The following is a 15,040-nucleotide window of genomic DNA, read 5'->3' as shown; positions in this document are numbered from 1 at the left end:
GCAAACGGTATTTGCCTCCGCCCGGTGCACACCGGGCGGCGCAGTCTTCTGCCTTTGCAGGGCTGGCCGGTCAGAACAGGGTGACAGCGCCCGGGCCGCCTGCCGCCGGTGCCGGTGCCGGAGCCGGGCGCGTTGCGGCACGCTGCTCCATTTCGCCGAGCTTGCGGTCGTCCTGGACATGGGTCTGCTGGGCCGCGCCGGAACAGGCGTGGAACCGCACCCTGCGGGCGGATGTGCCGCCAACGCTGGAGGAGATGCACGGGATGCCCTCATCGCGCAGGAACCGCTGCACGAAGTCGGCATTGGACGCGCCGATATCCGACAGGTTTGCCGACATCTTGGCGCCGCCGAAGACTTTGGCCTTCAGGTTGGACCGCACGGCGCCCTTCTTCATGATTCCGTTGATCAGCAGCTCCATCGCGTGGATGCCGTACCGGGCGTTGGCCGCGCCGCCCTGGCGGGCATTCGCCAGCAGGAAATGGTTCATTCCGCCCACACCGTTCTCCGGATCGTAGATACACGCCGCGATGCACGAGCCAAGCACCGTGGAGAACACGATTTTCGGATCGGTGGTCACCCGGTATTCCCCCTGAAGAACCGTTACAGATTTCGAGTTGGCGAAAACAGTGGTCAAGGCTTTGGTTCCTTCCTGCGGTATGTTCAGGCTTTGCTGGCCTGGAGTAGTGTGCTGGCCATCCGGGCCAGCGGCACCTGCTGCTGCGCGGCGCCGATATCCCAGGCCACTCTGGGCATTCCGTAAACGACCGAGGACTTTTCATCCTGGGCAAAGGTCTTGGCGCCGGCCTTGCGCAGGTCCAGCAGCCCCCGGGCGCCGTCCTGGCCCATGCCGGTCAGAATGGTGGCAACAACGTCCTTTCCATATGGCACGGCAGAGGTGAACAGAGCGTCAACAGACGGCGTGTGGCCGGAAATATCCGGCCCTTCCTTCATCCGCAGCTGCAGCGGCTTGCGGTTGCTCAGCCCCATGTGGCGGCGCTGACCGGCGGCGATGTAGACATAGCCCGGCTCCAGCGCCATGCCGTCCTCGGCCGCCCGCACCCGCGCCGGACAGATCCGGTCCAGCAGCGACACCAGGCCGGACCCGAAATTCTTGCCGGTGTGCTGCACGATCAGGGTTGGCGGGCAGTCGAACGGGAAGCCGACCAGAATGCTGCGCAGGGCTTCCACCCCGCCGGTCGAAGACCCGATCAGGATCAGCTTGCGGCTGCCGCCCGCAGCCGCTGCAGGACCGCTTGCCGTGGCGCGCGCCGCCGTCCGGGGGCTGCGGCGCGGTGCGTTGACCATCATGTCGAAATACTGGGCGAACTGGCTGGGGTGATCCGCCTTCGTCAGTTCGAAGATACCCGCTCCGACGTCCAGCAGCGGTGAGGATTTCCGCGCCGGGGTCGCGCCCTGGGTGTCCATGACCGAGACCCAGCGCGTGTCGATCGCCGAAAACAGCGCCATCATCATCTCGAATTCCGGCAGCTTGGTGAACCCGTCTTCCACAAAGGCAAAAACCGGCTGCGCCGCTTCTGCCTGATTGTAGGCCATCATCAGGTTGTTCGCCAAATACACCCGCATGCCCGGGTAAGCGGATTCCATGTAGCTCTGCAGGGTTCGGGCAAAGCTGCGGTCAGTGGTAATGATCAATAAGTTTTTCGAAGACAATGGGTTCCCCAGTTAATTTGCGGTGCCATCCGAATTTCCGGCACAGGTTGCCATGGCCTGAAGGCGCCGCTGCCCTGGCAGCGGCGCCTCCGGTGAGTCGCTTAGAAGTCCTGCCAGAGATCGCGGGCGGCATTGCCGCTGGCGGCCGCAGGTACCGCGGCAGGCGCGGCGCTGGCCTCAATCTCCCAGTCATCGCTGCCGTGCGCCGAAGGCGCAGGCTGGGCCGCCGCCCGAGCGGGAGCAGCCGGGGCCGCTGCAGCGGCAGGACGGGCTGCAGGGCTGACGCCTGCGACCCGGAAATGCGCGACCAGCTCGGCCAGTTTGGTCGCGTCGGTGTTCAGCATGTGGCCGGCCGCTGTGGCCTCTTCCACCATGGCTGCGTTCTGCTGGGTCACCTGGTCCAGCTGGGTGACGCCGGTGTTGATCTCGTTGAGGCCGGTCGACTGTTCTGCAGCACCCTCGGCGATGCCGGAGACCAGCTGCGAGATATGGGTGACCCGTTCGACGATGCTTTGCAGCGCCTCGCCGGCCTTGCCGACCAGATCCACTCCGCGCTCAACCTGTTTGGAGCTGTCGCCGATCAGGGTCTTGATCTCCATCGCCGCATCGGAGGAGCGCTGCGCCAGCGCCCGCACTTCGCTTGCGACCACGGCAAAGCCCTTGCCGGCCTCGCCCGCCCGTGCCGCCTCGACGCCTGCGTTCAGGGCCAGAAGGTTGGTCTGGAAGGCGATGTCGTCGATCACAGAGATGATCTGGCTGATGTGGTTCGAGCTCTGCTCGATCTCGGTCATGGCCGACACCGCGCTCTGCACCACTTCGCGGTTGTTCTCCGCTTCGGTCCGCGCCTCTGCCATGGTGGCCTCAACGCTGCGGGCGCCTTCGGCGGCGGATTTCACCGACGCGGTCAGCTCATCCAGCGCCGCGGCGGTTTCTTCCAAAGTGGCCGCCTGGCTCTCGGTGCGGTGCGAAAGGTCATCGGACGCCTGGCTGATTTCGGCGGCGCCGTTGCGGATACTGCCGGAGGCGTCGATCACCTGCTGAACGGTGCCGCTCAGATTGGTGACCGTGCTGTTGAAGTTCTTCCGCAGCTGTTCGTATTCCTGCGGGAACGGGCCCTTGATCTCACGCGAGAAATCACCATCCGCAAGCTGCATCAGGCCGGTGCTCAGACTTTCGACCACTTCCTGCTGCTGGCGCTGCATCTCGGCGCGCTCCTCTTCCGCGGCGCGGGCCAGCTTCAAGTCGTCCTGCATCGAGACCAGCGTTTTGCCGATCTTGCCGATTTCGTCGGAGCGGCCGGCCGCTGCGACCTCTGTGTCCAGATCACCGGAGGAGACAGCCTCCATGTCCGCACAGATCCGGTCGATCGGCTTGGTGATGGAGCGGGCGAACAGCCAGCCGAAGAGCGACATGCCGCCGGCGCAGATCAGCGAGGCCATCAGCAGCATGTTGCGCTTTTTGACCGCGGGCGCCATAAGCTCGGCCCAGTCCTGCTCGGCGATGATCGCCCAGTCCGCAAAGGCCAGCGGCAGCGGTTCCGAATAGGCCAGCACGGAATGTCCGTTGAGGCCGGGAACGCCGCTCTGCACATGCGACTTGCCGTCAAAGGCTTCCACCACCTGCTTGGTCGGCGGCAGCGGCGAGAGCACATCAAATCCGCCTTCGAACCGTGATTTGGTCCGGGCCTGCATGTCGGACCCCACCAGATAGACCTGGGTGGTGTCGCCCATGCCCTGCTCGTTGTTGATGATGGCCCCCAGCATGTCTACGGGGATCTGCACCGCCAGCACGCCGACCGTGAGATTGGCATCATTGACAACCGGAGCGGCGGCAAAGGCCGCTGCTGCGCCTGCACTGGGTGCGTAGGGCTCCATATCGGCAAAGAACACCTCGCTGCGGCTGCCTTCGAGCGCTTCCCGATAGACTTTGCCAAGCCCGGAATCCTTGAACGGCCCGGACATCATATTGGTGCCGAAATCGTTTTCCTTGAACACCGAATAAACAATGTCGCCCGCCAGGTTGATCAGAAAGGCATCATAATAGCCCTTGCTGTCGATCAGCATCTTGTAAGCCGGGTGAAAGCTTTCGTGGTGCATGTGGTAGGGCGAGTCGCCCTCCGCCCGCGCCAGCAGGTGCCTCTCTCCGGCCGGATGGGGGTTGGCATCGATATAGGCCTGGCGCAGCACCTGGCCGGGATTTCCCTCCAGGTCGTTCCAAGTCATTGTCAGCCATTCGATGGCGGTTGCCGTCGACGGCACCGAGGCCAGCGTCTGCACATCCGCGTGAATTCCGTCCAGCAGGGTTTGAACCGACAACTTGCGGTCCGCCACCATGGAGCTGAGCTGGTCCTGGGCATTGAGTTCTGCGCTGCGCTGGAAACTGACCGTGCTGATAGTGACGAGAATCGCCGTCACAAGCATACCGAACCCAACAACAAACAGTGGCAGTTTATGTGCCAGCTTGAGCGATTTAAGCGCTTTCATTCCGTCCTCCTAAGAGCATCGCGGTCTAGGCCACCGCATATGATGATGCTGCTCAGGATGGCGCGGATACGTTAATTTGCGGCTTACGGAAGGGAAGCGTGACACCTGTCAACAGCAAAAAAGCCCCGGATTCCGCAGCGCATCAGCGTCACTCGGTAAAGGCCGGGTAAACATACAGCTGCCGGCTGTGCGCAGGCCGCCGCGCACAGCCGAAGGCGCGCGGGCGCAGCGGCCGGGTGATTCTCCGGCCCCGGCCGGCCACTGATAAAAATTGACGGGAATTTCCCAGCTGAATTGCGGGTCCTCTCCTTATGAATCCCTCTCCGAGCGCACGCGGCGGCAATCAAATGTTAAGGCCCCGCACCTATCAATTGCTCCATCGAACTCGAACTGATCGCCGACAACGGGGGTGCGAATCGCCGAAAATGACCACGGAAACGCAAAAGCACATTCTGGATCTGCCGAATGCCTTCGCGGAGCTGGATCCTCTGATCGCCTTCCTGCAAGGGGCCCGCTCCCGGGCGGTCGAAATTGACTGCAGCAGCGTCGCTCTGATGCCTTCGCGCTGCCTGCAGGTTCTGCTTGGAGCAGAACAGCAGTGGCGGTCCGAGGGGGTAGGCTTCTCAGTCACCAACATCACCGAATCCTGCCGCAAGTCCCTGACCCTTCTGGGGCTGGAGCCCAACCGTTTTGAAGACGAGGAAACAGCATGAAGACCAAAGTTCTGGCAATCGACGATTCCCGCACGATCCGGAATCTTCTGGCCGCAACCCTGGAAGAGGCCGGTTTTGAATACCACTGTGCGGTTGACGGCCGCGAAGGCGTGGACATGTATCCCGACGTCGATCCCGACGTCGTGATCACCGACATCAACATGCCCAACCTCGACGGCTTCGGCGTGATCGAGGAGCTGCGCGGCGAAGGCATCAACTCCAAGGTGCCGATCCTGGTGCTGACCACCGAGAGCGCGCCTGAGCTGAAGGCCCGTGCCCGCGGCGCCGGCGCCACCGGCTGGATCACCAAACCGTTTGACGATGCCTCGCTGATCTTCGCGCTCAAGCGTGTGACCGGAGCCGCGGCCTAAGATGTCGGGCTCGATTCAGGACACCTTCTTTGAGGAGTGCGAAGAGCTCCTCGAAGCAACGGATGAGGGGCTGACCGCTATCGAAGGAGGCGATCACAACCCCGAGGTTGTCAATGCGATCTTCCGCGCCGTGCACTCTATCAAGGGCGGCGCCGGAGCCTTTGGCCTGGATGACCTGGTGGCGTTTGCCCACCGGTTCGAGACCGTGTTTGACGAAGTGCGCTCCAACCGGCTGGAGCTGGACGAAAAGCTGGTTCAGCTGCTGCTGCGCTCCAGCGACCACCTGTCGGCGCTGGTCGAGGCTGCCCGCGACGGCGGCCAGATCGACGAGGCGCACCACGACACCCTGCTGGCGGCGCTGGACGAATACACTCCCGATGAGGAGGAGGACCTCACCTTCGAGCCGATGGGCCTTGGCGGCCCGGCGCCGATGATGGACCTTGGCGATCTGGGTGCCGCTCCGGCAGCACCGCAGGAGGAAACCTACCGGATCCGCTTCCAGCCGCTGAAGGAAATGTACGGCACCGGCAACGAGCCGTTCTTCCTGTTCCAGGCGCTCAGGGACATGGGTGATCTGACCGTGGCGCTCGACGAGAACGAGCTGCCCGGGTTCGACACCATGGACATGGACGAAAGCTACCTGGCGTGGGACCTGGTCCTGGTGACCAAGGAACCGCGATCGGTGGTCGAGGCGGTCTTTGAGTTTGTCGAAGGACTGTGCGAGCTGTCGATTGCCGGGGATGGCGATGCCGAAGCGGAGGCAAATGCCCTGGCGGCCCTGGATGCGATGTTCACCGCCCCGCCTGCCGCCGGCAGCGCAGACGGCGAGGCAGCTGCCGCCCCTTTTGAACCGCCGGTCCCCGCACCTGAACCCGAAGCCAAGCCGGCAGCTGCCGAAGAAAAGGCATCGGCCCCGAAAGCCGAGAGCGGCAAGCAGGAGCAGCGCGGCGGTCCCAAGCCGACGCTTCGCGTCGAGCTCGAGCGGGTGGACCGGCTGATCAATGCTGTCGGGGAGCTTATCATCAACCATTCGATGCTGGCGCAGCAGATCGCCAACCTCAACGTCTCCGACACGCGGGACGTCGAGACGGAGCTGGAAGGCTTCAAGAATCTGGCCCGCGACATCCAGGAAGGGGTGATGGCCATCCGTGCGCAGCCGGTCAAGCCGCTGTTCCAGCGCATGGCCCGCATCGTGCGCGAAGCGTCGGCTGCCACCGGCAAGACCTGCAAACTGGTCACCGAGGGCGAAAATACCGAAGTCGACAAGACAGTCATCGAACGGCTGTCCGACCCGCTGACGCACATTCTGCGCAACGCGGTCGACCATGGCGTGGAAAAGCCCGAGGACCGGACCGCGGCCGGCAAGCAGACCACCGGCGAAATCCGCCTGTCTGCCTCGCACCGCTCCGGCAGCGTTTGCATCGAGATCAGGGACGACGGCGCCGGTGTGAACCGTCCGCGGGTCAAACAGATCGCGATCGAGAAGGGGCTGATCCCGGAAAACGCCGAGCTGACCGACGGCGAGATTGACAACCTGCTGTTCGCACCGGGTTTCTCAACGGCCAAGGAGATCTCCAACCTCTCCGGCCGCGGGGTTGGCATGGACGTGGTGAAGAATGCGGTGACCGGCCTCGGCGGGCGCATCAACATCTCCTCCGCCCCGGGCAAAGGGTCCACATTCACCATCATTCTTCCGCTGACACTGGCGGTGATGGACGGCATGGTGGTGTCGGTTGCCGATCAAACCATGGTGGTGCCGATCACGTCGATCGTCGAAACCATGCGCGGCAGCGACGACATGATCAACAGCCTCGGCGCCGACGGCACCCTGCTGTCGATCCGCGGCAACTTCGTGCCGATCTGCGATGTTGCCCGCGCGCTGGGTCTCTATCGCGAAAGCGACCGGCAGGCCGGCGTCTACCTGCTGGTGGAGACCGAAACCGGCCAGCGCTGCGCCTTGGCAGTGGATGACATCCACGATCAGCGCCAGGTGGTGATCAAAAGCCTCGACGGCGTCTGCGGGGAAATTCCCGGCGTCGCCGCTGCAACCATCCTGGGCGATGGCAAAATCGCCATGATCCTGGACCCTGAAAGCATCATTGCGGCTTCGCCCACGGCAGCCGCCTTTGACACCGAGCGGAGATTGAGCAATGCAAGCTGAAGTGAAGCAAAACGATCAGGAAGTGAAGCACGCTGAACACAGCGAGTTCGTCAGCTTCACCGTGGCAGGCCAGGCCTTTTGCCTGAAGATCACCCAGATCCGCGAGATCCGGCGCTGGTCGCCGGTGACCATCCTGCCGCATGCGCCGGCCGATGTGCTGGGGGTGATGAACCTGCGCGGCGCAGTGATCCCGATCTATGACCTGTCAGCCCGCTTTGGCCTGCAGCAGACCGAAGCCAGCGAGCGCAATGTGGTTATCGTGGTTTCGGTGCATGGCAAACCGGTCGGGCTGCTGGCGGAATCGGTCTCGGAAATCATCTCGATCAACCCGGATGATATCCAGGACACCCCGCCGGTCGACAGCCGCAACACGATGGAATACATCCAGGGCATCATCTCGCATGATGACACCATGGTGCGCATCATCAATCTGGATGCGGTGATCTCAGCTCCGGAGCAGGTGATGCCGTGAGCGCAGAAGGTTCCATCACTCCCGCAGCTGAAAGCTTTACGCTCTCGGACCAGGAGTTCGAAGCCATCGCGCAGTTTGCGCACAAGCACTTCGGCCTGGCCCTGGCGGCAAGCAAGAAGCCGCTGGTGTCCTCGCGGCTGGCGCGCAAGCTGCGCCAGCGCAATTTCACCAGCTTCAAGGAATATCTGGCTTGCCTGGACGGCCCCAGTTCCGAACAGGAGCGCAGCGGCCTGCTGTCGCTGCTGACCACCAACGTGACCCATTTCTTCCGGGAGCCGCACCATTTCGAAACCCTGCGCAACGATGTGCTGCCGCCGCTGATCGAACAGGCGCGGCGCGGCGGCCGGGTGCGGCTGTGGTCGGCGGGCTGCTCCAACGGGCAGGAACCCTATTCGATTGCGATGACCGTTCTGGATCTGTGCCCGGACGCGGCCAAGCTGGATTTCAAGATCCTGGGCACCGATATCGACCCGGTTGTGGTGCGGCACGCCAAGGCGGCGAAATACCCCGAGGACGAACTGGCCCAGATTGACGCGAAATACCGCAAGCTGGTGCCGGCCCGGGACGCCGAGGGGCGGCTGCCGGACAGTCTGCGCAAGCTGATCACCTTCGGGGTGCTGAACCTGATCGAGCCGTTTCCGTTCCGCGGCAGGTTCGACGCCATCTTTTGCCGCAATGTGGCAATCTATTTCGACAACCCGACTCAGCAGAAGGTGTGGCAGGCCTTCCAGAATGCCCTGAACCCGGGCGGCTATCTCTTCATCGGGCACTCAGAGCGCATGTCCGGCCCGGCAGCGCAGCACCTGAAGACGGCCGGGATCACAACCTATGTCAACTCACCCGCTGGCAGGACTTCCTGACCACGGCTGCAAGCAGAGCAGAAGGAAAGAAAAATGAGCTTGAAAGACTCTCTCCGCGTTATGGTCGTTGACGATATGTCAACCAGCCGGGGGATCATCACACAAAGCCTGGATGAGATCGGCATCAAGAACTACATGGTCGAAAACTCCGGCCAGGGCGCCTACCAGAAACTGATCCAGACACCGGTTCACATGGTGCTGTCCGACTACAACATGCCGGGCATGGACGGTTTGGGTCTGCTGAAGGCCCTGCGCAGCCACCAGGTCACACAGCGGGTCGGGTTCATTCTGGTCACCGGCAAGCCGACGCCGGAGATGATCCAGGTCGGCAAGCAGATCGGCCTGAACAACATTGTCCGCAAGCCGTTCACGGTCGCCACGATGAAGCAGGCCATCGAACAGGTCGTCGGGCGGCTGTAACCATGGAGCGTCCCGGCAAAGCCCTGAGCGAACTTTGCGCCGCCTCGGCGTGGGAAATGGAGCAGCTGCGCAGTCAGATGCAGGCGCTGGAAGACGTCGTGCTGGACGTGCTGGAACGGGGCACGCCCCCGACCAGCCAGGAACTGCGCTCTTTGCAGGACTTTGATCTGGTGATCCAGACCCTGGCCGGGCTCTCCGGTTTCTACAAGCGCGTGCAGGCGCAAGTTGATGAGTCCGGCCCTGCCGATCTGCCGGCCGCAGCGGCAGGGGTCACTCTCGAAAAACTGCGCGACCGGCTGCGCTCTGCCAGCAGCTTGGCAGACACCTGAACGCCCCGGCTCCGCCCAGACCCGGGCGGAGCTGCGCTGCAGACCCGCGGCCGCGAATTTCCTTTTTCATTGCGGCCGCCGCAGACTACATTGGGCCTAGCTGAAACAGCCAGCCCGGGTGTCCGTATGTCTTTGCTTTTCAAACCGTTGATTTTCACCGCCTGCCTGCTGATGGCGGCAGGGGCGCAGGCTGCAAGCGACCGCATCGCCCTGGTCATCGGCGTGGCTGACTACCAGTACCTGCCGCCGCTGGAAAACACCCGCAACGATGCCGCCGCGATGGCGGACACGCTGGAGGGCATCGGGTTTGACGTCAGCCTGGCGCTGGATCCGGGCACCGCGGAAATGGAGCTGCTGCTGCAGGATTTCGCCTTCCGCTCCGAAGTTGCCGATCTGGCGCTGGTCTATTTTGCAGGTCACGGGATCGAGGTTCAGGGCGAGAATTTCCTGATCCCGGCAGACGCCAAGGTGGCCGGCAACCGGGATGTGCAGCGCCAGTCGCTTTCGCTGAAACAGCTGCTGGCGGCCGTGGACCGGGCCCGCAAGATGCGCATCGTGATCCTCGACAGCTGCCGCGACAACCCGCTGGGCGACTCGATTGCGCTGGAGCAAGGCGGCACCCAGGCCGCTGAAAACGCTGCCGCCACCCGCGGCGGCGGCGGCATGGCGCCGGCCGATCCGGACCGCGGCACGCTGGTGGCCTTTGCCGCCAAGGACGGCCAGGTGGCGCTGGACGGCAGCGGCAGCAACTCGCCTTATGCCACGGCGCTGATGGAGAAGATGGTGCAGCCGGGGCTGGAGATCAGCCTGATGTTCCGCCAAGTGCGCGACCGGGTTCTGGAGACCACCGGCAACCTGCAGGAACCCTATACCTACGGCTCGCTGACGGGCGTGCCGTTCTATCTGGCCGGCCCGGGCGCAAATGACGCCCCGGTTTCCGTGGCCGATGCCTCTGCCGCCTGGGCCGCGCTGAAACCCGACCAGGAGGAGCAGCTGCTGGCGCTGGCCGACCTCGGCGATACCCGGTCGATGCTGGGACTGGCCTATATCCGGCTGAACCCGAATGAGGGCCGGTTTGACCCCAAGGCGGCCGTGGATTTCCTGCAGCGGGCTGCGGACGCGGGCTCCCCGGAAGCGCAGTTTGAGCTGGCAAAGCTGTATGAGCGCGGCACCGGCGTCGACGCCGATCCGGCCAGGGCATTGGAGCTGTATCAGGCGGCGGCGGCCCAGGATTTTGCCGATGCGATCAACGATCTTGGCTTTTTGCATTACCAGGGCGGGCTTGGCCTGCGCGCCAACCCGAAGAAAGCGCTGACGTTCTTTGAGCGCGCTGCCGACCTGCGCCATCCGCAGGCCCAGTTCAATTTCGCCGCCCTGATCGATGACGGGCTGATCCCGTCAAAAGGCCCCGAGGATTCAGCCCATTACCTGTATGCGGCGCTGCGCAGCGGCAGTTCTGATGTGCTCAACCTGCTGAGCGAACGCCCCAAGATGTTCACCGCAGAGACCCGGCGCGCGCTGCAGCGAAAGCTGAAAGACAACAATTTCTATGCAGGCGCGATCGACGGCAATTTCGGGCCGGGCACCCAAAGGGGGATCCGCCAGGCCTACGGGCTGGAAGGGTAAGCGTCTGGGTTCCCGCGGATGCATCCGCTTCATGGATTGTTCGCCCTTTTGCGCATCTCGTTCCTGAACAGGCCCTTGGGCAGACAAGCCGACGGTTACAGCTGCCCTTCGGCCAGCCATTGATCCAGCTGGCGGCGGCTGATTTCGAAATGCATGCTGTCCTCGCGGCGGAACCCCGCGCCCCAGACCCAGCCCTGGTCGTAAAAGAAATCCGCCATGATGGTCAACCCCAGCTGGGTCTTGCCATCAGTGAAATTATCCAGCTTGCCGTCGATGTTCAGGTCGACAGCCAGGCCATAGCTGTGGGTGGAGAGCGCGCTGAGCGTGCCGCGGATCCGGCGCACGCACAGCGCCCCGGCCGTGTTGATCCGGGCATAAAGGTCGGGGTCCGCCTGGCGGATGTTCTCGAACACAACCTTCAGGCTTTCGATGGCCGGGCGCAGCATGCTGACCCGGATCGGCCCGACCTGCTCTGTCACCAGCTTTTCCTTGAGGTCCGGGTTGGTCATCGGCTGGCAGGTGTCGTTCAGATCTTCCCGCGGGCGGCCCAGCTTTTCCGTCAGATAGCTGCCGCCCGTCACCTTCAGCCCGCGGTTCACGTTCAGCCGGTCGGCGATCAGCACCACCTGCGCATAATCGAGATCCGCGCCGCCGGTCTGGTTCCAGATCGCGGCCTCGCCGGCCGCATCATCGGTGAAAGGGGTTCCGGTGCCTGCCCCTCCCGCGGGCAGGCTGGCAAGCTCGTTCTGCAGGTCGGTCATCCGGGCCTGCAGATCCTCGACCTGCTGGCGCAGCATCTCGATCTCGATACGCGCGGTGGAATCCACCCCGCCGGCCCCCTGGTAATCTTCTTCGCTCAGCAGCCAGCTGAGCCCGAACCAGACAGCCGGAGCCAGCACCAGGCCAATGGCGATTATGACGGCTGGCAGAACCCGCATATACCCTCCCGGTTCACCTGCGCCCATTTCAATCTTTCAGTGCGCGGCAAGTAAACCCCCTGTTTACAACTTGCCGGAAACACCGTGTTTTTTTCCGCCGCTGGCCTTTGCCCGGCATTGGCAGGCAGCAGGTGCTGGTATAAGCTGCCAGCGAAGTTGTAACGGTAGGAAAGGGCGCTGAGCATGATCCCCCTGAAAGGAATTTTCGCAAGCGTTCTAGGCGCCGGTCTCATGTTCGCACCGCTGGCGCAGGCGCAGTCGAACGGCGGTGAACTGTCGGTTGAGGAAATCACCGAAGCCTTCAAAAAGCAGAAGACCCGCGGCCTGGTGATCGTGCCCAGCAGCACGGACCAGACCCAGGACACGGCGCAGGAAACCGCGACCGTGGCGGCCGCCGCCGAGGAATACAATCCGGTGGACCAGCAGGCCCAGATCAATGTCCAGATCTCCTTTGACTTTGACAGCGCGGCGCTGCGGGCGGACCAGGCGCCCAAGCTGGCCAATATGTGCGAGTCGATGAAACTGATGGACGGCACCGTGTTCCAGATCATCGGCCATACCGACAGCTCCGGCTCCGCTGCTTATAATGAGCGGCTGTCGCTGCTGCGCGCGCAGGAAGTGCGCCGCCACCTGATCAGCGCCTGCGGCGTGCCCGAGGATATGCTGAAGGCAATCGGCATGGGCGAGACCGCGCCTTTCAATCAGGACAACCCGCGTGCGGATGAAAACCGCCGCGTCGAATTCCAGGCCCTGGGCTAAGCCCGGCTTGGGCTCGCGGCGGACTGCAGGCCAGGGAGAACTCCATGCTTGAATCGCGCCCTGGCGACTTGTTCCAGCCGGGTGATCTGCTGAACAATACCTATCGGATCGAAGGATTGCTGGGGCGCGGCGGCACCTCGGATGTCTACAAGGCGCGCTCGGAAATCTCCGGCAACCTGGTGGCCCTGAAGGTGCTGAAGCAGGAGCTTGCAGCCAACGAGGACTTTACCGTCCTGATGGCGCGCGAGGAGAATATCCGCGAAATCCGCCATGCCGCGGTGGTGCGCTATTCGGAAAACCACCGCACGCCGGACGGCCATATCTACCTGTTGATGGATTACATCGACGGCCCCGGCCTCGACAAGCGGCTGAAACAGGGGCCGATGGCGGCCGAAGATCTGCTGGTGATCTGCCGCCGCGTGGCCGAAGGGCTGCAGGCGGCGCATGCCCGCAATATCGTCCACCGCGACCTGAGCCCGGACAACATCATCCTGCGGGGCGGCGACCCGGCAGAGGCGGTGATCATCGACTTTGGCATTGCCAAGGACACCAACCCGGGCGCCCAGACCATTGTCGGCAATGAATTTGCGGGCAAGTATTCCTATGCCGCGCCGGAGCAGATGAGCGGGCAGACCGACGCGCGCTCGGACATCTATTCGCTGGGCGCGCTGCTGCTTGCCAACTTCCGCGGCGCCGCGCCCAAACTCGGCGCCAACCCGATGGAAGTGGTTGAGAACAAGCAGAAACCGCTGGATACCAGCGGTGTGCCGGAACCCCTCAGGACGCTGATCGGCCGGATGTGCGCCCCGGACCCGGATGACCGGTTCCAAAGCGCGGGCGAGGTGCTGGCGTTTCTCGACAATCCCGACGGCGGCAGTCTGGCGGATGTGCTGGACGGACCCGCAGCCGAAGATGCCACCATCATCGTACCGCAAACCCGCCAGCCGGCGCCGCCTCCCCCGCCGGACCCGGCGCGCGCAACCGCACAGGGGAAAAAGAGTGGGCGCGGCGGCCTGTGGGCGGCACTGGCGGTTCTGCTGCTGCTCGGCGGCGGCGGCGCGGGGGCCTATTTCTCCGGCATGCTCGACAGCTTCATGGGTCCGTCTTATCCGGTTGTCCGCCCCTATTCGCTGATTGCGGAAAAACCGGCGGACGGGCCGGTGCAGATCGTCGGCAACGTGCCCTCGGAAGCCACCCGCGACGCCCTGCTGGCGCTGGCTGAGGACGCGGATCTGACCCTGGCCTCCGGCGCAATCGCCGAGACCTGGGGCGCCGATCTGCTGGACACGGTAAGGCCGCTTGAGGGCCTGCGCGAATGGCGGCTGGTGGTCAGCAACAACAAGGCCCGCCTGACCGGCACGACCAGCGACACCAACGTTGCCGAAATGCTGAACGAACGCTTCCGCAACGGCCTGCCCGGGGCGCTGGAAGGCAAAGCAGAAATCCGGTTCGAACTGCCGATGCTGCCGGTGGCAGAGGTCAAGGCGATCATGGACACCTTTGCTGATTGCGGCCCGCTGGTGCGCGACGGGAACGGCCATTATGACGGTTATGCGCCGGCCGACCCGATCCTGATCAGCGGCCGCGTCGCCAACACCGCCACCCGGCTGGAGCTGTTCGACGCGCTGCGCGCGCTGGCCCATGAGCGCCAGGTGGTGCTGGATGTCGAGGTGCTGAACGACTCTCTGTGTGTGGTGGAGCAGCACCTGCCCAAAGCCCCCTCCGGCGGTGCCGAAGTGGAATTCGCGGTGGGCGGCTCGACGGTGGAGCCCAACCCCTCCGGCCGGTTCTTTGTCGGGGAAAACCCGGTAATCGACGTGGTGCTGCCGGGGGATGTGACCGACGGCTACCTGACGGTGTCGGTCCTTGATGTCTCCGGCAACGTGTTTCACCTGCTGCCCAACATCGCGCGCCCGGACAATGCGGTGGCCAGCCTGCGCGGCGGGGCTGCGGGCGACGTGCCGGTGCGGGTGGCCTACAGCCTGGAGGAGTCCGCATCCGGCGGCGGCATCGCCTTTAAGGTGGATGACAGCACCCTGGGCAAAAGCAAGGTGCTGGTGCTGCATTCGTCGGAGCCGCTGTTTGACGGGATGCGCCCGACCTCGGAAAGCGCCGTCGGCTTTGCCGAAGCGCTGCAGGCCAGTTACGAGGCCGATTCCAGCCGCATCCGCTCGCTGGACAGCCGGGTTCTTGTCACCGCCAAACCCTGACCGGGCAGGCGGCCCCCTGCAAGGGCA

14 protein-coding genes are annotated in these 15,040 nt (G+C 63.9%); 10 read left to right on the top strand and 4 right to left on the bottom strand.

The window, feature by feature from the left end:
• Nucleotides 1-70: 70 nt before the first annotated feature.
• The 3 genes from B2P87_RS12820 to B2P87_RS12810 all read right to left on the bottom strand — a co-directional run bounded on the left by B2P87_RS12820 (nucleotide 71) and on the right by B2P87_RS12810 (nucleotide 4,154).
• Nucleotides 71-634 carry a chemotaxis protein CheD gene (locus tag B2P87_RS12820; RefSeq protein WP_008558442.1) on the bottom strand — a complete coding sequence of 188 codons (564 nt, stop codon included), beginning with the start codon at nucleotides 632-634 and terminating at the stop codon, nucleotides 71-73.
• A gap of 26 nt (nucleotides 635-660) precedes the next feature.
• Complete coding sequence (locus B2P87_RS12815) at nucleotides 661-1,605, bottom strand: CheB methylesterase domain-containing protein (protein ID WP_167510302.1); 945 nt, start codon at nucleotides 1,603-1,605, stop codon at nucleotides 661-663.
• A 167-nt stretch (nucleotides 1,606-1,772) separates the two neighbouring features.
• The gene (locus tag B2P87_RS12810) at nucleotides 1,773-4,154 is read right to left on the bottom strand and encodes a methyl-accepting chemotaxis protein (RefSeq protein ID WP_141892242.1); all 2,382 of its coding nucleotides are present in this window, start codon (nucleotides 4,152-4,154) and stop codon (nucleotides 1,773-1,775) included.
• Between the two features lie 425 nt (nucleotides 4,155-4,579).
• Here B2P87_RS12810 and B2P87_RS12805 point away from each other — a divergent pair, with 425 nt between their 5' ends.
• The 8 genes from B2P87_RS12805 to B2P87_RS12770 all read left to right on the top strand — a co-directional run bounded on the left by B2P87_RS12805 (nucleotide 4,580) and on the right by B2P87_RS12770 (nucleotide 11,106).
• The gene (locus tag B2P87_RS12805; protein WP_058284656.1) at nucleotides 4,580-4,867 is read left to right on the top strand and encodes an STAS domain-containing protein; all 288 of its coding nucleotides are present in this window, start codon (nucleotides 4,580-4,582) and stop codon (nucleotides 4,865-4,867) included.
• A complete protein-coding gene (locus tag B2P87_RS12800; RefSeq protein WP_058284657.1) occupies nucleotides 4,864-5,238 on the top strand; it encodes a response regulator in 375 nt (124 codons plus the stop codon). The genes B2P87_RS12805 and B2P87_RS12800 overlap by 4 nt, the downstream gene beginning before the upstream one ends.
• Before the next feature lies 1 nt (nucleotide 5,239).
• Nucleotides 5,240-7,399, top strand: coding sequence for a chemotaxis protein CheA (locus tag B2P87_RS12795; RefSeq protein ID WP_141892243.1), 2,160 nt, complete (start codon nucleotides 5,240-5,242; stop codon nucleotides 7,397-7,399).
• Nucleotides 7,389-7,871 carry a chemotaxis protein CheW gene (locus B2P87_RS12790; protein WP_058284659.1) on the top strand — a complete coding sequence of 161 codons (483 nt, stop codon included), beginning with the start codon at nucleotides 7,389-7,391 and terminating at the stop codon, nucleotides 7,869-7,871. The genes B2P87_RS12795 and B2P87_RS12790 overlap by 11 nt, the downstream gene beginning before the upstream one ends.
• Nucleotides 7,868-8,731, top strand: coding sequence for a CheR family methyltransferase (locus tag B2P87_RS12785; protein WP_058284660.1), 864 nt, complete (start codon nucleotides 7,868-7,870; stop codon nucleotides 8,729-8,731). The genes B2P87_RS12790 and B2P87_RS12785 overlap by 4 nt, the downstream gene beginning before the upstream one ends.
• A 33-nt stretch (nucleotides 8,732-8,764) precedes the next feature.
• Complete coding sequence (locus B2P87_RS12780; protein WP_008558444.1) at nucleotides 8,765-9,151, top strand: response regulator; 387 nt, start codon at nucleotides 8,765-8,767, stop codon at nucleotides 9,149-9,151.
• A 2-nt stretch (nucleotides 9,152-9,153) separates the two neighbouring features.
• On the top strand, nucleotides 9,154-9,480 hold the full coding sequence (locus B2P87_RS12775; RefSeq protein ID WP_058284662.1) for a hypothetical protein: 327 nt from the start codon (nucleotides 9,154-9,156) through the stop codon (nucleotides 9,478-9,480).
• 126 nt (nucleotides 9,481-9,606) lie between these two features.
• The gene (locus B2P87_RS12770; RefSeq protein WP_141892244.1) at nucleotides 9,607-11,106 is read left to right on the top strand and encodes a caspase family protein; all 1,500 of its coding nucleotides are present in this window, start codon (nucleotides 9,607-9,609) and stop codon (nucleotides 11,104-11,106) included.
• 95 nt (nucleotides 11,107-11,201) lie between these two features.
• Here B2P87_RS12770 and B2P87_RS12765 read toward each other — a convergent pair whose 3' ends face one another.
• Complete coding sequence (locus tag B2P87_RS12765) at nucleotides 11,202-12,044, bottom strand: M15 family metallopeptidase (protein ID WP_058284664.1); 843 nt, start codon at nucleotides 12,042-12,044, stop codon at nucleotides 11,202-11,204.
• Nucleotides 12,045-12,275: 231 nt separating this feature from the next.
• Here B2P87_RS12765 and B2P87_RS12760 point away from each other — a divergent pair, with 231 nt between their 5' ends.
• Both B2P87_RS12760 and B2P87_RS12755 read left to right on the top strand, forming a co-directional pair.
• Complete coding sequence (locus tag B2P87_RS12760) at nucleotides 12,276-12,803, top strand: OmpA family protein (protein ID WP_244940841.1); 528 nt, start codon at nucleotides 12,276-12,278, stop codon at nucleotides 12,801-12,803.
• A 44-nt stretch (nucleotides 12,804-12,847) separates the two neighbouring features.
• Nucleotides 12,848-15,013 (top strand): serine/threonine protein kinase, encoded by a 2,166-nt coding sequence (locus B2P87_RS12755; RefSeq protein ID WP_141892246.1) that lies wholly within the window; start codon nucleotides 12,848-12,850, stop codon nucleotides 15,011-15,013.
• The last annotated feature ends 27 nt before the right edge of the window (nucleotides 15,014-15,040 follow it).

Source organism: Leisingera sp. UBA4491 (assembly GCF_002388965.1).
Taxonomy (GTDB): Bacteria; Pseudomonadota; Alphaproteobacteria; order Rhodobacterales; family Rhodobacteraceae; genus Leisingera; species Leisingera aquaemixtae.
This window is presented reverse-complemented; position numbering and strand designations above follow the sequence as displayed.